The organism is Pantoea sp. B9002, from assembly GCF_013385945.1.
Classification (GTDB): Bacteria; Pseudomonadota; Gammaproteobacteria; order Enterobacterales; family Enterobacteriaceae; genus Pantoea.
Genome location: NZ_JACAPA010000047.1, coordinates 1 through 21,726, shown reverse-complemented (window position 1 = coordinate 21,726; position 21,726 = coordinate 1). Strand labels below are relative to the sequence as shown.

20 protein-coding genes are annotated in these 21,726 nt (G+C 58.0%); 5 read left to right on the top strand and 15 right to left on the bottom strand.

Annotated elements, in window-relative coordinates; translation table 11 throughout:
• Nucleotides 1–106: 106 nt before the first annotated feature.
• The 6 genes from HX773_RS20740 to HX773_RS20715 form a co-directional block, all read right to left on the bottom strand.
• Nucleotides 107–811, bottom strand: a complete 705-nt coding sequence (locus tag HX773_RS20740) for an ABC transporter ATP-binding protein (RefSeq protein ID WP_176973110.1) — start codon at nt 809–811, stop codon at nt 107–109.
• Nucleotides 804–1,535, bottom strand: coding sequence for an ATP-binding cassette domain-containing protein (locus tag HX773_RS20735; protein WP_176973109.1), 732 nt, complete (start codon nt 1,533–1,535; stop codon nt 804–806). The genes HX773_RS20740 and HX773_RS20735 overlap by 8 nt, the downstream gene beginning before the upstream one ends.
• Nucleotides 1,532–2,560, bottom strand: coding sequence for a branched-chain amino acid ABC transporter permease (locus HX773_RS20730; protein WP_176973108.1), 1,029 nt, complete (start codon nt 2,558–2,560; stop codon nt 1,532–1,534). Before HX773_RS20730 ends, HX773_RS20735 begins: the two co-directional genes overlap by 4 nt.
• Nucleotides 2,560–3,429 carry a branched-chain amino acid ABC transporter permease gene (locus HX773_RS20725; RefSeq protein WP_176973107.1) on the bottom strand — a complete coding sequence of 290 codons (870 nt, stop codon included), beginning with the start codon at nt 3,427–3,429 and terminating at the stop codon, nt 2,560–2,562. The genes HX773_RS20730 and HX773_RS20725 overlap by 1 nt, the downstream gene beginning before the upstream one ends.
• 11 nt (nt 3,430–3,440) lie before the next feature.
• Nucleotides 3,441–4,682 carry an ABC transporter substrate-binding protein gene (locus tag HX773_RS20720; protein WP_008109387.1) on the bottom strand — a complete coding sequence of 414 codons (1,242 nt, stop codon included), beginning with the start codon at nt 4,680–4,682 and terminating at the stop codon, nt 3,441–3,443.
• Nucleotides 4,683–5,010: 328 nt separating this feature from the next.
• On the bottom strand, nt 5,011–6,123 hold the full coding sequence (locus tag HX773_RS20715) for a lactonase family protein (RefSeq protein ID WP_176973106.1): 1,113 nt from the start codon (nt 6,121–6,123) through the stop codon (nt 5,011–5,013).
• 388 nt (nt 6,124–6,511) lie between these two features.
• Here HX773_RS20715 and HX773_RS20710 point away from each other — a divergent pair, with 388 nt between their 5' ends.
• Entirely contained in the window at nt 6,512–7,150 is a 639-nt protein-coding gene (locus tag HX773_RS20710; protein ID WP_101761716.1) for a LysE family translocator, read from the top strand.
• A 142-nt stretch (nt 7,151–7,292) separates the two neighbouring features.
• Here HX773_RS20710 and HX773_RS20705 read toward each other — a convergent pair whose 3' ends face one another.
• The 4 genes from HX773_RS20705 to HX773_RS20690 all read right to left on the bottom strand — a co-directional run bounded on the left by HX773_RS20705 (nt 7,293) and on the right by HX773_RS20690 (nt 12,556).
• Entirely contained in the window at nt 7,293–8,093 is an 801-nt protein-coding gene (locus HX773_RS20705) for an inositol monophosphatase family protein (RefSeq protein WP_176973105.1), read from the bottom strand.
• A gap of 14 nt (nt 8,094–8,107) precedes the next feature.
• Nucleotides 8,108–9,169, bottom strand: a complete 1,062-nt coding sequence (locus HX773_RS20700; RefSeq protein ID WP_008109395.1) for an ABC transporter ATP-binding protein — start codon at nt 9,167–9,169, stop codon at nt 8,108–8,110.
• Complete coding sequence (locus HX773_RS20695) at nt 9,166–11,388, bottom strand: iron ABC transporter permease (protein ID WP_176973104.1); 2,223 nt, start codon at nt 11,386–11,388, stop codon at nt 9,166–9,168. The genes HX773_RS20700 and HX773_RS20695 overlap by 4 nt, the downstream gene beginning before the upstream one ends.
• Nucleotides 11,389–11,527: 139 nt before the next feature.
• On the bottom strand, nt 11,528–12,556 hold the full coding sequence (locus HX773_RS20690; RefSeq protein ID WP_176973103.1) for an ABC transporter substrate-binding protein: 1,029 nt from the start codon (nt 12,554–12,556) through the stop codon (nt 11,528–11,530).
• A 217-nt stretch (nt 12,557–12,773) separates the two neighbouring features.
• On the opposite strand from HX773_RS20690, the gene HX773_RS20685 reads away from it, so the two are divergent.
• Nucleotides 12,774–13,808 carry a LacI family DNA-binding transcriptional regulator gene (locus HX773_RS20685; protein WP_176973102.1) on the top strand — a complete coding sequence of 345 codons (1,035 nt, stop codon included), beginning with the start codon at nt 12,774–12,776 and terminating at the stop codon, nt 13,806–13,808.
• On the opposite strand, the gene HX773_RS20680 is transcribed toward HX773_RS20685, so the two are convergent.
• Nucleotides 13,766–14,701 (bottom strand): LysR family transcriptional regulator, encoded by a 936-nt coding sequence (locus HX773_RS20680; RefSeq protein ID WP_176973101.1) that lies wholly within the window; start codon nt 14,699–14,701, stop codon nt 13,766–13,768. The genes HX773_RS20685 and HX773_RS20680 overlap by 43 nt on opposite strands.
• Before the next feature lie 132 nt (nt 14,702–14,833).
• Here HX773_RS20680 and HX773_RS20675 point away from each other — a divergent pair, with 132 nt between their 5' ends.
• Nucleotides 14,834–15,514, top strand: a complete 681-nt coding sequence (locus HX773_RS20675; RefSeq protein ID WP_176973100.1) for an SDR family NAD(P)-dependent oxidoreductase — start codon at nt 14,834–14,836, stop codon at nt 15,512–15,514.
• Between the two features lie 142 nt (nt 15,515–15,656).
• Here the strand turns inward: HX773_RS20675 and HX773_RS20670 are convergent, their stop codons facing one another.
• Entirely contained in the window at nt 15,657–16,595 is a 939-nt protein-coding gene (locus HX773_RS20670) for a LysR family transcriptional regulator (RefSeq protein ID WP_176973099.1), read from the bottom strand.
• Between the two features lie 82 nt (nt 16,596–16,677).
• Here HX773_RS20670 and HX773_RS20665 point away from each other — a divergent pair, with 82 nt between their 5' ends.
• On the top strand, nt 16,678–17,499 hold the full coding sequence (locus HX773_RS20665) for an MBL fold metallo-hydrolase (protein ID WP_176973098.1): 822 nt from the start codon (nt 16,678–16,680) through the stop codon (nt 17,497–17,499).
• Nucleotides 17,500–17,503: 4 nt separating this feature from the next.
• Entirely contained in the window at nt 17,504–18,832 is a 1,329-nt protein-coding gene (locus HX773_RS20660; RefSeq protein ID WP_176973097.1) for an amidase, read from the top strand.
• A 40-nt stretch (nt 18,833–18,872) separates the two neighbouring features.
• Here HX773_RS20660 and HX773_RS20655 read toward each other — a convergent pair whose 3' ends face one another.
• From HX773_RS20655 to HX773_RS20645, 3 genes are read right to left on the bottom strand one after another with little or no spacing between them, the layout of a single operon-like run.
• On the bottom strand, nt 18,873–19,280 hold the full coding sequence (locus HX773_RS20655; RefSeq protein ID WP_176973096.1) for a DUF2000 family protein: 408 nt from the start codon (nt 19,278–19,280) through the stop codon (nt 18,873–18,875).
• Nucleotides 19,281–19,314: 34 nt separating this feature from the next.
• A complete protein-coding gene (locus HX773_RS20650; protein WP_176973095.1) occupies nt 19,315–20,172 on the bottom strand; it encodes an AraC family transcriptional regulator in 858 nt (285 codons plus the stop codon).
• Nucleotides 20,173–20,193: 21 nt separating this feature from the next.
• On the bottom strand, nt 20,194–21,492 hold the full coding sequence (locus HX773_RS20645) for an SLC13 family permease (protein ID WP_176973094.1): 1,299 nt from the start codon (nt 21,490–21,492) through the stop codon (nt 20,194–20,196).
• Nucleotides 21,493–21,726: the final 234 nt, after the last annotated feature.

The window sequence follows — 21,726 nt, the reverse complement described above, 5'->3', positions numbered from 1 at the left end:
CATGCACGCCCGCTCAATCGGTTCCCTCTCCTGTGCGGTGGGAGACGCTGCTCGATCGGTTCCCTCTCCCGCGTGCGGGAGAGGGCTAGGGTGAGGGTAAAACAGCTCAAACATGAAACCCCAAAAACTGCTCCGCCACGCTGGCGCTCGACTGGGTTTTCGGATCGATCTTCTGCACAATCTGCCCCTTTTCAATCACATGAATCTGGTCAGAGAGCGCGTAAAGAAACTCGATATCCTGCTCCACCAGAATGATCGAAATATCCATCTCATGGCGCAGCCGCCGCAACGTCTCGATAATCTCCTCGCAGATATTCGGTTGAATCCCTTCCGTTGGCTCATCCAGCAGCACCAGCTGCGGCTGGCCGCACAGGCAGCGCGCCAGCGCCAGCAACTGCTGCTCGCCGCCCGATAGCGCACCGCCCGGATGCGCCAGCAGGCGTTTCAGGCGCGGAAAATACGCCAGCATCTGCTCGATAATCTCTCCGGCGCGGGAGAAGTGTTTCACGCAGCCCATGCGCAGATTCTCCTCCACCGTCAGCTGCGGGAAAATCTGTCGCCCTTGCGGCACAAAACCGATGCCCGCCACCGCACGCTGGTGCGCCTGATAACGGGTAATATCGATGCCGTTCAGCGCGATCTGGCCTTGCCAGGCCGGCAGTTCGCCCATAATGGTGCGCAGCAGCGTGGTTTTGCCCATGCCGTTGCGGCCCAGCACGCCGGTAAACGACTTAGCGCCGACAAACAGCTCGGATAAGTTCAGCACCGGAATCTTGTTGTAACCCGAGACCATCTCTTTTATTTCAAGCATGTTTAATCTCCAGATTGCCGAGATACGCCTCTTTGACCCGCGGATTTTGCGTCACCTCGCGGAAGCTGCCTTCTGCCAGCACCGCGCCCTGGTTAAACACCGTCACCTGTTGCGCAATCATGCTGATGAACTCCATGTCGTGTTCCACCACCACCACCGTGCTCTGCTGATTAATCGCCTTGATCAGCTGCGCGGTTTTGCGCACTTCCTGATGCGTCATGCCCGCCGCCGGTTCATCCAGCAGCACCAGCTGCGGTGTGGAGATCAGGATCATCCCCAGCTCCACCCACTGCCGCTGACCGTGCGCCAGTTCCGAGAGCACCGCATGTTGCAGATCGACCAGACCGATATCCTCCAGCACCTGTTCAATCGCCGCCGGCAGCGCCGCTTTCGCCAGCTTATTCGCCGCCGCCTGCCACAGATTTTCCCGCACGCTTAAGCCTTCGAACACGCTCGGCACCTGAGTTTTAATGCCAATCCCCAAACGCGCGATTTCCCATGGCCGTTTGCCGGAGATCACCTGTTCGCGATAGCGACACTCGCCGCGCGTCGGCGTCACCTGGCCACTCAGCATCTTGAAGAAAGTACTTTTACCTGCGCCGTTGGGGCCGATCAGGCAGCGCAACTCACCTTCGCGTAAGATGAAATCCACCTCTTTTACTGCATGCACGCCGCCAAAACTGACGCCCATTTTGCGGGTTTCCAGTAACACGTTGGTCGTCATGGTTTCACCTCTCTGACCTGCGCGCGGCTGGCGGGCGCGGCGGGACGCTTGCGCCGCCACACACGCTGCAAGGTCGGCAAAATGCCGCCCGGAATCAGCAACACAAACACCGCCAGAATCACGCCGAGCACTAAATTGACATCCACGGTTTGCTGCGCGCCCAGCCGCGTCACCATCCATTGCAACAGCACGCAGCTGATCACCGGACCCAGCAGCGTGCCGCGTCCACCGACAATCACCCAGATGATGATCTGCGCCGACTGGCTGATGCTGAACACGCCGGGACTGACAAACGCGCCCCAGTTGACGTACAAACAGCCCGCCAGTCCGGCAATCGCCGCGCCGATGGCGAAGGTCGCCAGCTTATGCGCCGGCACGTTGTAGCCGAGCAATCCGGCGCGCTGTTCGTTCTCACGAATCGCCACCACGGTTTTGCCAAAACGGCTCAGCAGCACGAACTTCAGCAAGGCGTAGCACAGCGCCAGACATCCGGCGGTGACCATAAAGATCGCTTCGGGCGATAAAATGGCATCCGGCTGGAACGGCAGGTTGAGCGTCGGCACGGAGGGAATGCCATTAAAGCCGCCCAGCAGCGCCTCGCCGATGTGGTATTCGCTGCCGGAGGTGGAGTTAACCCAGTTAAACAGCACCAGACTCACCGCTAGCGTGATGGCGCCGAGATAGACATCGCTGACGCCGCCATAAAAAATCACATAGCCGAGCAGCAGCGAGAACAGCGTTGGCAGCAGCACCGCCATCACCACCGCCCAGGTCGAATCGCCCCAGTTGATGGCGCAAATCGCATAGGTATAAGCCCCTAAACCAAAAAACGCCGCCTGACCAAAGCACAGGATGCCGCCGTAGCCCCAGATAAACGCCAGGCTCAGCGACAACAAACCCATCACCAGAAACACCGTCAGGGACAGCAAGGTGTAGAGCTCGATCGCGCCTGACAGCCACAGCGCCACCAGCACCATCGCCAGTGAGGTGATGACAATCTGGATCTTTTCCGAGAACAGTTTCATTACAGCGATCTCCTGAAGAAGCGTCCGGTGATGCCCTGCGGCAGCAAGCGCAGCAGCACAATGGCGCTCAGCAATAGCGCAACCGCACCAAACACCGGCGTGGAGAAGTACGTCACCAGCTGCGAAATGGTGCCGAACAGCGTCGAGGCGGAGAGCGTACCGGCGATGATGGCGCTGCCACCGCCAATCACCGTGATAAAGGCTTTTGCGATAAAGCTGACGCCGATGGTCGGGATCACGCCGGTAATCGGTGCTAACAGCGCGCCGCCCAAACCCGACAGCGCCGCGCCCAGGCCAAACGTCAGGCTGTAGATCTTGCCCGGATTGCTGCCGAGCGCCGCCGCCATGCGCGCATTCTGCATGGTGGCGCGCGCGCACAAACCTAAAGTGGTAAAGCGCAGCAGCAACCACAGCGCGCCGAGCAAGCCGACCGCAAACACAATCATGAACAGCGAATAACCGCTGGTGCTGTAGCTGCCGATGCTGACGCTGGGCAGCGGTGAACTGATGCCCAGCGTGGTGTTGCCGAACAGCATGGTGGCGGCACCAATCAGCGCCAGGCTCAGCCCCCACGTCGCCAGCATGGTGTCGATCATCCGTCCATACAGATGACGGATAATCACGCGCTCAATCACCGCGCCAAACACGCCCACGGTGAGCGGCGCGATCACCAGCATCGAAATCCAGATCGGCACGCCCCATTGATTGGTGGCGAGAATGGCGCTGTAGCCGCCCAGCATCATGAATTCGCCGTGCGCCATATTGACGATTTTCATCATGCCGAACACCACCGCCAGCCCGACGCTCATGATCACCAGCACGGCGATGGCATTGAGCACTTCAATGGCGTAGATAATGAACAGATCCATAGCGGCTCCTGTTACAGCTCAATTTGATACTGTTTGGTATCGCGCGGATTTTTCTTCAGATCGCACACCATCGCGGTATCCACCGGCGCTTGATCGGTGAAGGTTTCCAGAATTTTCATCTGATGGTTTTCCACTTCGGCGATATGCACATCCAGCGAACAGTGATGCGTCGCCGGATCAACGCTCAGCTTGCCGCTCGGCGAGGTCAGCGTGACGCCGGACTCCAGTGCCTCAATCACCTTCATGCGGTCGATATCGCCCGCTTTGCGCACCCCTTCCGCCCAGATCAACATGCCCTGATAAGCGCCCATCGCGAGGTCGCTGATGTACGGCGTATTCGCGCCGTAGCGCGCATGGAATCGCTCGACGAACGCTTTGTTTTCCGGCGAGGGAATTTCCTGCATATAGTTGGCGGCCACCAGGATGCCGTTGCTCTCTTCCGGTGACAGAATGATATGTTCGTTCCCACCGCCAAACACCGTGGAGGCAATCGGGATCTTGCCGCTCATACCGGCGGCATGCCACTGGCGATAGAAGGAGATGTGCGCGCCACCGACCAGCGCTGACCACACCATGTCGGGTTTGGCGCTCTGAATTTTAGAGATCGCCGCACCAAAATCGGTGACATCCAGCGGGAAGAATTCAACTGCCATCACTTCGCCGCCGTTATCGTGCACCGACTTTTTCACCCACGCCGAGACGATTTGGCCGTAGTTATAATCTGCCGCCAGCACGTAGACTTTTTTGCCCCACTTCTTCACCGCATAAGGCACCAGTTTTTCCACGGTTTGCGCCGGCGTCGAACCGGAAGAGAAGTAGTTGCGATCGCATACGCCGCCTTCATATTGCGCCGGATAAAAATAGAGCGAACGAAAACGATCCAGCACCGGACGAATAACTTCACGCGAGGCCGAGGTAATGCCGCCGTGCACCACCGCCACTTTATCTTTCAGCGCCGCCTGCTGCGCATATTGCGCATAAAGCTGCATATTGGATTGCGCATCGTAATTAATCACCTGTAACGGGCGACCTAATAAACCACCCGCTGCGTTGATCTCCTCCGCTGCCAGATTAATGGCGTTCGACATCGGCTTGCCGTAGATATCGAGCCCGCCGGATAAGTCGAGAATACTGGCGATTTTGATGGCGTCTTTGCTGTCAGCGGCGAAAGAAAATTTAGGCGCAACGCCCGCTGCCAGGCCTAATGCCGAAACTGCTGAACCCTGGATAAATGAACGACGACTAATAGCCATAGCAACCTCTTGAAAAGAGAAGGATAAAATAGGAGTGTTTCCGGGAGGCCGGAGAGAATAAAAGCGATCGGCAGACGGCGCTGTCTGCATTAACAAGAGGGTTGCCACATCGTTGGGGCGTTATTTTTTATAAAGCAAGAAGTGGGCCAAATAAATTAGACACCGCACCTACACGTAGCGGCGCGATTAATCGCGCAATAAATTGCGCCGCTACGACAATGTGCGCACTGTTAAATGGCAATTGGCACCAATTAGGTGCGCGGTCGCCATAAATGGCGACCCTACAAAACCGATAATGTCGCCATTTATGGCGACCAAAATTAATCACTCAATTAAAAAACTTAATATCCGTCGGCGTGGCAATCTTCGCCACTTCACCCGCCGCTTTCAGCACACCGCTTTCTGCATCGAAATGGAACAGAGTGATGTTATTGGTGAACACGTTTGCCACATAAAGGTATTTGCCGCTGGCATCAAAGGCGAAAGCGCGTGGTTCAATACCATCCGCTTTGTAGCGCACTGGCGATCCCAGTGAACCATCCTGCTCAATGCGGAACACCACTAGGCTGTTATCCGAACCGCGATTAGCCGCAATCACAAACTTGCCGTTCGGGCTGAGGATAATGCCGCCGCCGCTGCGATACTCGGCGCTGCTGTTTTCCGTATTCAGTTTGACCTTAGCCTGCTGCTCCAGACGATCGTCCTGCACCGCAAACACCACCACTTCACCGGCCATTTCGGTAGTGACATAGGCGTGTTTGCCATCCGGTGAAAACACCATGTGGCGCGGGCCAGAACCGGCCGGGAAGGTGACATCGCGTGAAGTATCCGCTTGCAGCGGCTGAGCGTTGCCCGCGTGATAGGCATAAGCGTGCAGTTTGTCGCCGCCGAGATCCGCGGCGTAAAGGTATTTGCCATCATGAGTGAACGTGGTGGAGTGCGCATGCCCGCTATCCTGACGATCTTTCACCGCACCGCTGCCGCTGGCAAACGGGAAATTCTGCGCCTGCTCGCCGAGCGAACCGTCGTGATGAATCGGGAAGACCGCCACGCTGGCACCACCTTTTGCCACCGAATAGTTGGCGACAAACAGGAATTTCCCGTCCGGGCTGATGGTGGCATGCGTTGGCTGCTGGCCGTGGCTATCCACCGCATTGATGACGCGCACCTTGCCGCTGTGATCAATCGCCAGCGCAGTTACAGCTCCGACGTTTTCTTCATTGGTGGTGTAGGCAAAACGCCCGTCGTGCGATTTCACAATCCACGATGGGCTTTTCATTTTGATGAAATCGAGCGGCGTCAGCGTGCCGTCGCTATTGACCTTCAAACGGTATAAACCTTCGCTGGGATGACCTGGATTTTGCACTAACGGCGCATCCGGGATGCTGGTCCATGTGCCCACTAAGGCCGTTTGGTTGTGATGTTCCGCTGCAGTTGCCATTGCACTTCCCGCTAATGTGAAAACAGCTAGCGATAATGCCACGCTTAAACGTGACGCCAAAACGCCAGACACAGTTTTATTGTGATTTTTCATTGTCGTACCCACCATAATCGGAATGTTCTTTATAAAAATCGTTAGTCGAGTTGGATTTTTTATTGTGATTGCGCCGATGCTGCAGGCCGCATAACGACTATAGTGGGATTGCTTTGATTCGCGCCGAACGGGCGTGATCGTGTTCACATTATCGTGGATTCATCCGCAGTTAGAGCACGATTACCTCCAAACGTGTCAGTCGGAATAGCACAAATGCGTAATTCTTATAATTACTGTGTTTTACCGGCATGCTTTAATGATGCCCTCTTAACATGCCAGGGATGCTGACGTTGCTATGCTGCAGTTTTCAAATGGTTTTCTGCTGAGTTTGTCGTTGTGCCTTGATATCGGTCTCGCCAATATCGCCATGATCACGCTGGCGATGCAACGTGGCTATTTTCACGGTTTTTGGTTGGGGATTGGCACCTGCATTGGTGACTTAATCTATGCGGTGCTGGCGTTGGCGGGCATGGCGATTGTGTTGCAGTTCACCGCCGTGCGCTGGGTATTGTGGATTGGCGGCGGTGTGATGCTGCTGTGGTTTGCCGGGAAAATGTTGTATGCGGCGTTGCAGAAGCAGGCTGCACTGCCGGAAACCGAACAACAGCCCTATCGATCGCTGCTGCGCGAGTTCAGTCGTGGCGTGATGCTGGCGATGTCATCGCCGACCGCGATTTTGTGGTTTGCCAGCGTTGGCGGTGCATTGATTTCCCGTATGGGACACGGCAGCGCGGCGGCAACCTCATCGTTTCTTGGTGGCTTCTTTATTGCTGGCGTGGTGTGGACCTGCGTGCTGTGCCTGGTCGGTAGCATGGGCGGCAAGTTGCTGGGGCAGCGTTTGTTGAAGTATTCCTATCTTGCTTCTGCGTTGATTTTTGTTTATTTCGCCATCTATGTGATTTGGTCGGGTTATCGGGAATTTATTCTGGTTTGATAGATTGTTGTTATTACAGAAAGCACAGATCGTAGCGGCGCAATTTATTGCGCGATAAATCGCGCCGCTACGGAATGTGCGTAGATTTATTCTTGTGCGTAAATAATCGCCATTACGCCATTCATGGCGACCGCAACCAAAATCACAATCCGGCAATCCGTTTCAAATCCGCTTCCGCACCTGGCGCAACCGCCAATACCTGCGCACCTTTCAGCAAACGTTCGCCTTCGGTGTTGAACGGGTGATACCAGCCGCCCGCCTCTTTCACCAGGCAATAACCGGCCAGGCAATCCCATGCATGCATATAGGGTTCGTAATAACCCACCACGCGCCCGGCCGCGACCCACGCCAGCATCAATGCGCCGGATCCAATGCGGATAAAATTCCCGCCGGCCGCCAGCAGCGACGCAAGGATTTTCCCCACTTCATCCGGGCTAACGTGGCTGTTGGCACCAAAACCGGTGACATGGTTTTGCAGCGTGCGACTGGCATCCACCTGCAAGCGCTTACCGTTGAGCGTGGCGCCCTGTCCAATCGCCGCCACGTAACACTCCTGATAAGTGGGCGCGAAAATCACGCCAATCACCGGCACGCCGTCGTGCAACACCGCCACGGACACGCACCAGTTCGGCATGCCGTTGAGGAACGGGCTGGTGCCGTCGATCGGATCAACCACCCACGTATAACCCGATGAACCTTCCTGCAATCCGTACTCTTCCCCGAGAAAACCGTCGTCGGCAAACTGCGCGCGAATCTGCTGGTCGATCATCTGTTCCACTTCGCGGTCAGCGCGCGACACCACATCCTGCAAATCGTATTTGGTCTCGACCACCAAAGTTTCACGCTGATGGAAATACTCCAGCGCCTTCGCGCCGCCGGCGCGTGCCACCTTCTCCGCTAAAATCAGGCGCGATAACAGCGGGTCATTGTCTAATTCACTCATCATCCATCCTCAAATTAACCGGCAATCAGGGCCAAACCCTGAGGTTTAAAATCAATCGCGACGTTCGATGCCAGCGGCAACTGCTGCTCCATCTCGGCATCGACAATAAACAACGAACCCAATTCGGTGGCGACTTCATATTCGATATGGTCGCCGAGCCACGTGCTGTGCGTCACTTCGCCGCGCAGGGCACCCGCGCCTTCTCCGCGCAGCGTAATAAACTGCGGTCGCACCGACAGCTGGGCCGCGCCGGTTTTCAAGCCGTTGCCGCGCACGCGATAGCGCTGGCTGCCGAGTCGCACCAGCGCTTCGCTGCCATCAAGCTGCTCGACTTCGCACGGCAGAATATTGGCCTCGCCCATAAAGTCGGCGATAAACACCGAGTTCGGCGCGTGATAGAGACTTTCCGGCGCGCCCTGCTGGGCAATATCACCCTCTTTCATGACAATAATCTTATCGGAGACCGCCAGCGCCTCTTCCTGATCGTGCGTGACGTACACCGCCGTGAAACCGAGCCGCTGTTGCAGATCGCGGATATCGGTGCGCACCCGGCGACGCAAACGCTCATCGAGATTCGAGAGCGGCTCATCCAGCAGCAGCACCTGCGGCTCCAGCACCAGCGCGCGCGCCACCGCAATGCGCTGTTGCTGCCCGCCAGAAAGCTCAGACGGCAATCGCTGGCCCTGATGTTCAAGGCCCACCAGCTTCAACCCTTCGCGCGCGCGGTCCTGCGCTTCACGCTTATTCATACCCGACGACTGCAAGCCATACATGATGTTGTCGAGCGCGCTCATGTGCGGGAACAGCGCGTAAGACTGAAACACCATCGCCACGTCGCGCTCGTTGGCGGGCAAGTTGGTGACATCTTTGCCACCGATCAAAATGCGTCCGGCGGTGGGATGCTCCAGCCCGGCCAGCAGGCGCAGCGTGGTGGTTTTGCCGCAGCCGGACGGACCCAGCAGCGTCACCAGCGTGCCGGGCTCCACCGTCAGCGAGAGATCGGGAATCGCATCAAAACCGGCAAAGCGTTTAGAGACGTGTTCAAACACTACAGATCCAGCGGTTACGCGTGTCATACGGCTCTCTCCTGGGTTAATGAGGTTGTAGCGGGCGGCACCGCAATATCGACCGGACGGGCCACGCGGCGCAGACGCCGTTCGCCCACCAGCCACTGGAACATGCCGATGATCAGCAGCATCACGACAATCAAGACGGTTGAGTAAGCAATTGCCACACCGTATTCGCCGTTTTCCACCAGCCCGACGATGTAAGAGGTTGCCATGTTGTATTGCGCGCTCACGAGGAAGATCACCGCACTGATTGAGGTAATGGCGCGCACGAAGGCGTAGACCAGCGCGGCGCTAATGGCCGGTTTCAGCAGCGGCAGCACCACTTTGCGCAGCGTGCGGAAGCTATTGGCACCCAGCGTTAATGACGCTTCATCAAGACTTTTATCCAGCTGGCTCATCGCCGCGATGCCGCCGCGCACGCCAACCGGCATGTTGCGGAATACAAAGCAGGCAACGAGAATCATCGCGGTACCGGTGATCTCCAGCGGCGGCAGGTTATACGCCATCACATAACTGACGCCGATAACGGTGCCGGGAATGGCGAAGCTCAGCATCAGCAGGAACTCAAAGGTCTGTCGACCGGCGAACTTCTGGCGCACAATCAGCCATGCGGTGAGCAGGCCGACAATCGCCGTCAGCGGTGCGGCAATCAGCGCGATCTCCAGCGTGGTCCAGAACGAGTTCCACGCCACGCCGCTCCACAGCAGATGCCCGTCGCTGAAGCTGACGCCGAAGGCGCGCACGTAATGCTCGATGGTCAGCGCATCATTCAATCCCCACGACTGCACAAAGCCGCCGACCACAATCATGCCGTAGATCACCAGCGTGAACAGGCCCCACGGAATCACCATGCCGTACACGCCAAAGCGCAGCACGCGCGGCAGCTGCACATGTTTGCCGCCATCGCCTTTGCCGGTAACGGTGGCGAAATTCTTGCCGCCGAGCCACCAGCGCTGCAGCACAAAGGCCGTCAGCGTGAAGCACAGCAGAATCATCGCCAGCACCGCCGCGCGGCTCGGATCGTTCTGTGCGCCAACCACCGAGAAGAAGATCTCAGTGGAGAGCACGCCGTGACTGCCGCCCAGCACCATCGGGTTACCGAAATCGGCCATGCTTTCGATAAAGCTAATCAGAAAGGCGTTGGCTAAACCCGGCGCCATCAGCGGCAGCGAGACGCGTGTAAAGGTGCGCCAGCGATTGGCACGCAGCGTTTGTGATGCCTCTTCCAGCGACGGACTGACGCCTTCCACCACGCCAATCAGCACCAGAAACGCAATCGGCGTGAACGATAAAACCTGCGCAATCCAGATGCCGGTTAAGCCATACAGCCAGCGGCCCGGTTCGATGCCAAACAGCGCCGCCAGATGTTCGGTTACCACGCCGGAGCGGCCAAACAGCAGGATCAGCGCCAGACCAATCACAAACGGCGGCGTGATGATCGGCAGAATGGTCAGCATGCGTAGCGCTTTCTTAAACGGCAGCGGCGTGCGCGTGGCGGCTAAAGCAAACGCCAAACCGAGCAGCGTTGATCCGGCAGCGGTCATCAGCGCCAGCCACAACGTGCGCCATGCGGTGCCGCAGGTGCCGCCCGACAAACAGGACAGGCTCCAAATCGACGGGTCCTGAATGTTGCTGATTAAGCCATCCGGCTTGAAGCTGCCGTCCACGTCCTGTACCGACACCACAAACATGCTGAGCACCGGATAGAGCACGAATATGCTCACCAGCGCGGTGAGCAGCACCAGCGACGCCACCACAAAGGCGTCGCCTTTCATCACGCCGCGTTCGGCCAGCGCGAAGGAGAACAGCAGCAGGAAAGTGGTCAGCAACAGCAGCGCACCCGCGCCCATCGCCGGCTGGCCCGATGCGAGCGCGCCGAAGCGGTTTTCCAGCCACAGCCAGCTCCAGCCGCTGTAGCCAATGGCGTGACCTTCGATGATGAGGAACAGCACGCCAAGCGCACTGAACAGCAGCAGCAAACGGCTGCGCGCCGTGCCCGGCAGGATGCCGCAGCCGGCGCACAGCACGAACAGCGCGATGGCGATGATTAGCCACGGATGTTCACCCACTTGCCACAGCGCGGGCGCGTTGGCGCTGTCGCTCCACAGGCTGGTTAACCAGCCGCTGCTGAAGAAACCGGCTTCCAGGCTGAACCACGGCAGCAGCAGTAACGCCACTGCGCCGATGATCAGCGCGCCTGTCAGACGGCGATTATTTGCATTCATCCAATCCCCCAAATCGTCATTGCGAGCACGTATCCGTAGCGGCGCGATTTATCGCGCGTTTTTGATTTCATCAATCGAACCGCATGCACCGACGAACATCGCGCAATGAATTGCGCCGCTACGGTGTGAGCAAATTCTCTTACTGCGCGCTGGCACCGATCTCTTTATCCCAACGTCCCAACAACGCTTTACGTTTGGCCGAATCGCCGTAGGTCTTGAAGTCGTAATCGATCAATTTGATGTTCTCAAAGCGCGGCGCGTACTCTGAAATCTCCGCGTTACGGTTCGACGGCAGCTGGAAGGATTTGGCCTCTTTCATATGCGATTGCGCTTCGGCGCTCAGCGCCCAGTCGTACCAGACTTTAGCGTTGGCGAGGTTACGCGCCCCTTTAACAATCGACATTGAGCCAATCTCATAGCCGGTACCTTCGCACGGCGCGACGGTCTTGATCGGGAAACCATCGACTTCCATCGCCACCGCATCATGCATAAACACGATGCCGACGGTGGTTTCGCCACGCGCCGCCGACTTCACCGGCGCGGAGCCCGATTTGGTGTATTGCGAAATATTGGCGTTAAGCTTTTTCAGGTAATCAAAGGCCTGATCTTCACCCATGATCTGCACCAGCGTCGCCAGCGTGTTGTAGGCCGTGCCCGACGAGTTCGGGTTGGCGATTTGAATCTCGCCTTTAAAGCTTGGGTCCAGCAAATCGGCCCAGCATTTCGGCTCTTTCAGCTTTTTCGACGCCAGTAATTTGGTGTTGTAACCCCAACCGAGCGCGCCAGCGTAAATGCCCACCGTGCGGTAACTGGAGTTTTCCGCCTGCTTCTGCGCCCAATCCTGCTGCTGATCGAGCAGCGGCGATTTGTACGGCTGCGTCAGCCCCTCTTCCGCCGCCTGCATATGTGGATCGCCGGTGCCCGCCCACCAGATATCGGTGCGCGGATTGCGTGCTTCGCTGCGCAGACGTGCATAAGCTTCGCCCGCCGAGAGGCGCACCATGCTGACTTTGATATCCGGATGCGCTTTGCTGAAGATGTTGGTCATGTGCTCGCACACCACCACATCGGCGGAGCAAACCATGTTCAGATTGCCCGCTGCCGAGGCGGCAAACGGCAGTGCAGTGCAACAGAGGGATAGCGCGATGGCCATTGAGGTGACTCGCATAGTGTTCTCCTGGATTGTAGGGTTGGTGCTTCATTGGCACCTTTTCTTGCACGTGTGTGCAAAGTAGTAATGAACAAGAAATGTCCTGTCAAACACCACGCTGCGCAATTGTTAGGCGATGTCACAAAAATGCAACAAATGAGATCTAAAGCGGTTTGCACAGCTTTGCAATCTGAGGCAGACTCAGTTGCAGCCAGATTGTGAAGAGGTGTTGAGCATGCAGCATGAGAAAGCGGTGGTAAGCGCGCAGGATGTCGCTGAACGCGCGGGCGTTTCGCGCTCGGCGGTGTCGCGCGCCTTTACGCCGGGCGCCAGCGTGTCACCGGCAACGCGTGAACGGGTGATGAAGGCGGCGGAAGAGTTGGGTTATCACGTCAATCATCTGGCGCGCGGTCTGGTGCGCAATCGCAGCAGCATTGTCTGCCTGATCGTCTCGGAAATCGCCACGCCCTATCGCGCCAGTCTGGTGCGCTGGCTGACGCAGTTTTTGCAGGAAGCGGGCAAAGTGGCGATGCTGATCAACACCGATCGCTCGGATAACAGCGTTTCAGCGGCACTGCAGCAGGCGATTAATTTCCGCGCCGATGCCTCAATCATTCTCTCCGGCATGCCGGATCGCACCATCACGCGCCAGTGTTACAAGCACGGCCAGCGCATCATTTTGATTAACCGCGACGAAGCGCTGCCGGGCTCGCTTAGCATCAATCTCGATGCCGAAAGCGCCGCACAAACGGCGGTGATGGCGTTTCAGCGCGCCGGTTGTCAGCATCTGGCGTTTGCCAATTCGCTGGCGGGCACGCCGAGCCTGAAAAAGCGCGAAGACACCTTTGTCCTGGCGGCCGAACGGGCGGGATTAAGCGTGACCATCGAACGATTTGGTACCACTTCGTACGAGAGCGGACAGATTCTGGCGCACCGCTTGCTGACGCGTCATCAGCGGCCCGACGGCGTGTTTTGCGTCACTGATTTGGTGGCCTGCGGCTTTATGGATGAAGCGCGCCACCGCTTTGCCCTGCGCGTGCCGGAAGATCTCTGTTTGATCGGTTACGACAACATCGCGCAGGCCGGTTGGTCATCCTACAATCTCACCACGTTTTCCCAGCCGGTTGAGCAGTTCGCGCAGGATGCGGTGAAGTGGTTGATACAAACCGAGCAGGAGGAAACCGGCTTCACGCCGCAAGGTGAACAACAGCACGATAGCCTGCTGTATCAGGCCGATGTGGTGTGGCGTGGATCGGTGCGCGGCGGCTGACAAACACTTTTTACCACGCCGCGCAGCCAACGATGCGCCGCGTCATTTTCCAGTCGCGGATGCCACAGCTGTGACACGGTCATTTCTGGCGTGGCGAACGGCAGTTCAAACATCGCTAAGCGGGTGCTTTTTTTGATCAACGGATGATGCAGAAACAGCGAACGCGGCACTAATGCGACGAGATCCGATTCCTGCGCCAGCGCCACCGCGCTGGAGAATGCCGCTACCACCGCCGCCACTTTGCGGGTTAATCCAGCCTGCTGCAGCGCATCATGAATCGGCCCGCCAAGCTCACCGCGCCGTGACGCCACGATATGACCAAAGGCCGCGAACTGGGTGATATCCCGCTGCTGCGTGAGCGGATGTCCGGCGCGCACCACGCCAACGAAGCTATCGCGGAACAGCGCCTGCAGGCGAATCTCCGGGCCCATATTGCCCAGCACGCCAATCTCCAGATCGATGTTGCCTTCACGCAAATCGCGCGCGCTTTTTTCCGGCTTGGGCACAAAACTCAGCCACGCGTGCGGTGCCTGGTGCGCCACGGCAGCGATCAGCGCGCTGCCAAAGGCTTCGACGAATCCTTCATTGGTACGCAGGGTGAAACCGCGGTCTAACTGATGCAGATTCAGCGACTGCGCCGTCGGGCTTAACACCGCTCGCGCCTCGCGAACCGTGTGATGCGTGCGCTCGCGGATCGCTTCGGCATACGGTGTCAGCACCATGTTGCGTCCGGCGCGCACTAACAGCGCATCGCCGGTGGTGGCGCGTAAGCGTCCCAGCGTGCGGCTCATCGCCGATTCACTCAACCCCAAACGGCGGGCAGCGCCAATTACGCTGCCTTCAATCAGCAGCGCATCCAAAGCAATTAACAGGTTCAGATCGGCATCATTCATGCGGTTTATCCTCGCCGATTCGGCATTTTAAGACAAGGCGTCTGGCGCAGGTTAATACTGCGAGTGCTGCGCGTTCCGCCTGCCCTCGCCCGGCGCTACACTCTTCTTATCGCAAACACCGAGGAGAACATCATGAAGATATTACTGATTGGCGCATCGCGTGGCCTGGGTTTAGCGCTGGCGGAAACCATGCTGCAGCGCGGTTATCAGGTGGTCGCCACCGGACGTGAAAACTCGACCGGGAATTTGCAGCAGCTGGCCGATCGCTCCCCCTCACAGCTGACGGTGGAGAGCGTGGATATCAACGAACCGGAACAGGTCGAAGCGCTGCATACGCGGCTGGCGGATCGGCAGTTCGATATGCTGTTCGTCAACGCGGGGGTGAAAAATGATGACCGCGAAACCATCGCCGATGTCTCTACTGAAGAGTTTACCCGCGTGATGGTGACCAACGCGCTCAGCCCGCTACGGGTGATCGAGACCTTTAAAGATCGCGTCACGGCCAGCGGCACTATTGCGGTGATGTCATCCGGCCAGGGCAGTTTGACCAACAACACCAACGGTAATTACGAGGTGTATCGCGGCAGCAAAGCGGCGCTGAATATGTTTATGCGCAGCTTCGCCGCACGCAGCGCCGGCGATCGCACGCTGTTGCTGATGGCGCCCGGCTGGGTGCGCACCGATATGGGCGGCCCGGAAGCGCGCCTGACCATTGAGGAGAGCATCCCGAATTTGCTGAACACCATGGAAAGTTATGCTGGGCGACGCGGGATTCATTATCTGGATTATTTAGGCCGCGTGGTGCCGTGGTAAGTGCGAATTAGATTTATGCACATATTTATCGCGCTGTTTTAAAAGGCGCGCAATGAATTGTGTAATGCCGATCAGTTTAGCATCGCATCACATCACGGCACATTTCGTAGCGGCGCGATTTATCGCGCAATGAATTGCGCCGCTACGGATCATCCGTAGATTTACGCTGTATCAGCCCGCGCAGAATATCCCGCAGCCAGCGGTTGGCGGCATCTTCGCTGCGCGCGTTGTGCCACAGCAGCGACACTTCATAATCCGGCATGCTCACCGGCACGGGCGCGGCGCTCAGACCGTATAAATCGCACCAGGATGGCACCAAACCCTGCGGCACCGTAGCGAACAGCGGCAAACGCTTAAGCAGCATCGGCAACGCGGAAAAGTTCGGCGTCACATAGCGCACGCGCCGCGCCACACCTTGCTGTTGCAGCTGCCGATCCAGCGCGCTTTCGCTCACACCGCGATACGACACCAGCGCATGCTCGTAACTCACGAACTGCTGCAACGTCAGCGGCGCATCGAGTTCAATTTGCTGCCGATGCCAAACCGTGCTGAAACCGGCGCGCAGGATCTTTTCGCGCGTGAGATCGCGGCTGGTTTCATTGCCGACCGTTATCACCACATCCGCCTGCTGCTGCTCCATCAGCGGAATCGCCTGCCACGGATCGGTGGCGATTACTTTCACATCAATATTCGGCGCCACGCGGGCCAGTTCTGCCAGCAGATCCGGCATCAGCCAATGCTCCAGCCAGTCGCTCATGCCAATACGAAAACTGTAGCTATCTTCTGCCGCGTTAAACGGCTGCTGCGTGAAGATCACGCGATGCAGATCCTGCATCAGCGGCGCGAACTGCTGCACCAGCTGTTCGGCGCGCGGCGTTGGCGTCATGCCGTTTGAGGCGCGCACAAACAGCGGATCGTCAAACATCTCGCGCAGCCGTTTTAGCGCCGCGCTTACCGCCGGTTGTCCAAGATAGAGCCGATTTGCCGCCTGCGTGACGCTGCGCACCTCGTACATCACCAGCAACACCACCAGCAAATTCAGGTCGATGCGCGAGAAATCATTTTCGTTGATGCATTGCATGATTTTAATCGATTTAAATAATGATATTACCGCCAGTATAGTGAGGCTTCTTCGCAGCAACCAAAAAATTTAGGAGCACCTCATGACGATTCGCGTCGGCGATTGCCTGATTACCAAAGTGAGCGAACAAACCGCCGCCTTCCCGCTGGGCGTGCTGTTTACGCCGCATCGCGCGGAAATGAGTGACGAATTAGCAGAGCAGCCCGCCGAGATGTCGATTCATAGCTGGGTGGTGCGCACCGGTGAACACACCATCATTATCGATACCGCCACCGGCAACGGCCGCAACCGCGATAACAAGCCGCTGTTTCACCAGCTGAATACGCCGTATGCCACAAACCTCGCGCAGGCGGGCGTTGATCCGGCGGAAGTGACGCTGGTGCTGATGACGCACATTCATACCGATCACGTTGGCTGGAACACCCATCAACAAGACGGCGAATGGCAGCCGATGTTCCCGCATGCGCGCTATATCTGCTCGGCGCGGGAACTGGCGCACTGTCAGCAGAATCCAGCGGCGCGGGAACTCTATCGCGACAGCATTCTGCCGCTGATCGCGAGCGGACAGCTTGAGACCATTGATGTGCAGGATTCCCCGCTGTTTGCTGGCGTGCTGCGCTATCTCTCCACGCCGGGTCACAGCGTTGATCATGCATCGATCGTGCTGGAAAGCGCCGGTGAATCGGCAATCTTTGCCGGTGACGTGATGCACAATGCAATCCAGTTTCAGAACCCGCACTGGAACTCACTGTTTTGCGAGGATAGACCGCTGGCCGTTTCTTCGCGGCAACGCGTGATGGACTGGTGCGCACAACATCAGGCAATCTGGTTTAGCACTCACTTTAATGGCAGCTCGTGCGGACGCGTCACGCGCGACGGGCAATGGATTCCGCTGGAGGATTAACCTGATGCAATACGCTTATTATCTCACCGCTTCGATTAACGACTTACAGCAGGCGCTGACGCAGCGCAGGGTGAGCGCTCGCCAGTTAGCCACCTTCGCGCTGCAGCGCATTGCCGAGGTGGATCAGCCGCGCTACAACGCCATCACCTGGCTGTTTGCCGAACAAGCCTTAGCGGCGGCGGACGCCAGCGATGCGCGTCGTCAGCGCGGCGCAGTGGCGGGACGTCTGGAAGGTATTCCGCTGCTGATCAAAGACAATATCGAAGTGCAAGGCTGGCCAACCAGCGCCGGTTCGGTGCTGCTGCGTGAGGTTATCGCCAGCGATGATGCGCCGCTGGTTACCCGACTGAGAAAGGCAGGTGCGATTCTGATCGGCAAAACCGCCATGCATGAACTGGCCGCTGGCATCACCGGCGCGTCGTCGTTGAGCGGTTTTACCCACAATGCGTGGGTTGAGGGCCGATCGCCGGGCGGATCGAGCAGCGGTTCCGCCGTGGCGGTGGCGGCAGGTTATGTGCCGCTGGCGATCGGCAGCGATACCGCCGGATCGGTGCGTATTCCGGCAGCGTTTAACCATCTTTTTGGCCTGCGCATGACGCGCGGTGCAATCAGCATTAACGGCATTGTGCCGCTGTCGCCAACTCAGGATATTCCCGGCCCGCTGGCACGGTCGGCGGCGGATTTACGTTTAGCGTCTGAGATTTTGAGTGGACAACAGTTTGCGGAGAGCGATGAGCCGCTGCGCATCGGCATCTGGCAGGAAGGTTTTGCTGCCGAGGAAGGCGAGATTAATCAGGCGGTGCGCGCGGCGCTGGCAGATTTCGCGCCGCGTGAGGTGAGTTATCCGCAGCTGGAGACGTTGGCCGCTGAGGCCAACATCATCGGCTACGAATTTGCTGGCGCACTGGCGGCGTATCTGGCGGATAAACCGCAGGCGCAGAGCCGCACGCTGGCGGAAGTGGTGGCGTCCGGGCGCTATCATCCGCAGCTGGAGACGGTGTTTACCACGCGGGCACAGCATCCGGGCGTGGAGAGTGAAGGATATCGGCAGGTGCAGCAGCGTCAGCGCGATCTTTATTTGCAGCTGGCTGAATTTTTCGCCGCGCAGCAGATCAATCTGCTGGCTTATCCGGTGGTGCGCCATGCGCCGGTTAAGCACGGTGAGATGCAGGAAGGCAGCAACGCGCTGATTTCAGCGGTGACCGGCGCGCCGGCGATCAGCATTCCAGCGGGATTCAGCGCCGAAGGTTTGCCGATTGGGCTGGAGCTGCTGGCGCTGCGTGGGCGGGAAGATTTGTTGCTGAGTGCGGCGGATAAATTCAGGTGCGCATAAATGCGCACCCTACGGTCACCATGCCGGGTGAACACCCTGTTTACCCGTGCAACGCCAACCCCTTAATCGCCTTATCCACCGCTTTCTTCGGCCCGCGCAGCGCGATACCGACCAGATTCAAATTATCGGCATCCTCCGCCCTAAACACTTCGCGGTTCGCCGCGTCGTGGCCGGTGGAAAACATCGCTTCCACGTAAGGAATAATGGTTAACTCGCGCTCCAGCCCCTGACGGTGCGCACGCTGCAAACCGGCTAAATCCCCGGCAAACACCAGCATCGGCTGGCCCGCCATGTTGCCGTACTGTCGCGCTTTGGCATCAACATAAGGTTCGCCCATCATCTCGGGTGCGGCGGACGCCACGCCAGTAGCAAGAAACGCCACCACATTCAGGCGCTGCCAGGTGGCTAAATCATCACGTACGATCAGGGCGATTTTGGTATCAAACATCTGCAACAACTCTCCAATGACAACGAAAACCTCATCATCTAAGAGCAGGCGGGGAAGCGTATAGAACGTTTGTGCACTGACGTTGATATGCGGCGGGCGTCATGCGATAGGCGCGCTGAAACCAGCGGCCGAGATGGCTTTGGTCGGCAAATCCAACCTGCGCCGCCACCTGCACCGGCTCAATGCCCTGCGCCAGCAAGGTGCGTGCGCTGCGCAAACGCAAACGCACCAGATAGGCATGCGGCGATTGGCCGAACGCCTGTTTGAACTGGCGCGTCAGGCGAAACCGATCGATGCCGGAAAGGCGCGATAGCTCATCCAGACCAATATCCTGCTCCATAAAATCGTGCAGATAGTCGCGCAGCAGCTGCATCTGACGCATCGCTTCGCTGTGCTGCAGGCTGGGTTTGGTATCCAGATGGCGCGACAGCATGGTAAGCAAATGATCGAGGCTTTGATCGCGCGCCAACCGCCCTTCGCCCTGATGCACTGCAAACCAGGCTTGCTGAATCGCGCTGGCTAACAGCGCATCGTCAGTCAACGTGTGGCGGAAAGCGCCTTCGATATTCGACACATCGCCTAACCCACGACGTTGCATCATCTCCGCCACCCAACTCTGCGGCAGATAGAGCATCACGTAGGTGAAACCCTCAGCGTCCGGCGCATGTCCGTCGTGTACCGCGCCCGGTTCAATCAGAATCGCCCGGCCCGGCGTGCTGGTGTGCAGCGAACGATGGCAGTTGAAACGTTGTAAACCTTGCTGCGTCACGCCCACCAGCAGTTCGTCGTGATCGTGCGGATCGTAAGCGTGCCCGCGAAAGTGCGCGTTGACGCTTTCTATTCCGGTCTCATCGTCACGACGAAAATCAACCCAATCGTTATTGGCTGGCATAGGTAATCTCTGGCAAAGATATCAGGCATAGCCTAGCAGCCGAAACCATAGATAATCCAGCGGTAACAGCAACACCGCGCTAAGCACAAAAATCAGTGCGCACAGCTGTAAACCGGCCTTCGCCGGAACGTTGCCGAGTCCCATAGCCACCACCACCGGCGAAGCCTGATACGGCAGCAGCGGTGTGGCGTAGGCAAACACTTGCAGCATAATCACAGTGAGCAGTGGAAAACCGGAAGCGTTTGCCAGCTCTTGCGCCATCGGCGTCACCATCGCCGGAACGCCATTGGCGGTGAGCACAAAATTCAGCAGCGAGACTAGCGCATTGAGTACTGCGAAATTGCCGAATGAGGGATGATCCTGCAGCGGCAATACGTTAAGCATCGCGTTGGCGATCATCCGTCCCAAACCGGAATCTACCACCAGTGTAGCGACGCCAAGGATCCCGGCAATGTAAATGCAGGTGCGGAAATTCACCCCGCTGGCAAAGTCCTCGCTGGAGATAAAACCTACGCATGGCAGCAAACAGATACAGGCTGCCGCCAATCCCACCCACGCAGCCGGTAAGCCGTGCACGCTGTCGGTCATCCACAGCAGCAAGGTGATCGCCAGCAGGCCAATCAAGCGCCATTCGCTGCGGCTGAGCGCGGTTAAGCTGTCGCGCTGGTGAACCGCTTTGGGCTGCGCACGAAACAGAAAGAGCAGGCAACCTATCAATAACAATCCTTTAGCGATGCCCACCACCGGCATATGCAGCAACCACCACGGCAACCATTGTAGATGTAGCTGATACGCGCTTTCCGCCGCGCCGCTCAGCACCAGATTCGGCACGTTGGCGGGCAAAATACTGGCGGAGAGCTGGAACGTGCCAAATCCCACCGCCAGCGCCAGGCCAATACTGCCTCGACTGCCCGCTTTGATTCCCGCACGTTCGCCCATCGCCAGCACCACCGGCATGAGCAGCGCGATGCGTCCCATATTCGAGGGCATAACAAACGCCAGCAGATAAGTCAGCAGCACGGTGCCAGCAATCATACGCGGCCAGCTTTGACTAAGCGGCACCACCAGCCAGTTGGCCCAGCGCTGCGCCAAGCCGACTTTGCGAATCGCCGCGCCCAGTACAAAACCGCTGAGCACCAGCCAAAACGCCGACGAGGCAAAACCGCTGAATACGATGCTGGCGGGTGCCAGCTGTAGCAACATTGCCGCCGCGAAAAACAGCAGCGCGGTGACATATTCCGGCAAACGCGCGCTGGCCCACAGCAAAATGGTGATGGCCACCACCAGCGCGGTGAGCCAAAAGTTGAGATCTGAGGACATGGGTGAACTCCCTTTCTTTTTCAGGTCGCCATGAATGGCGTAATGCCGCTTACTTAAGCAATAAATTGCCTATGTATCCAGGTGCGCATGAATGCGCACCCTACGAAAACCTCGCCAAACAACTGTAGGGTCGCCATTCATGGCGACCGTTTTACGCTTGGCGACCCACCGAGAGGGTGCGGTTGCTGGTCGCCATGAATGGCGACCCTACGAGCTGAGGGATCCCCAGAAATA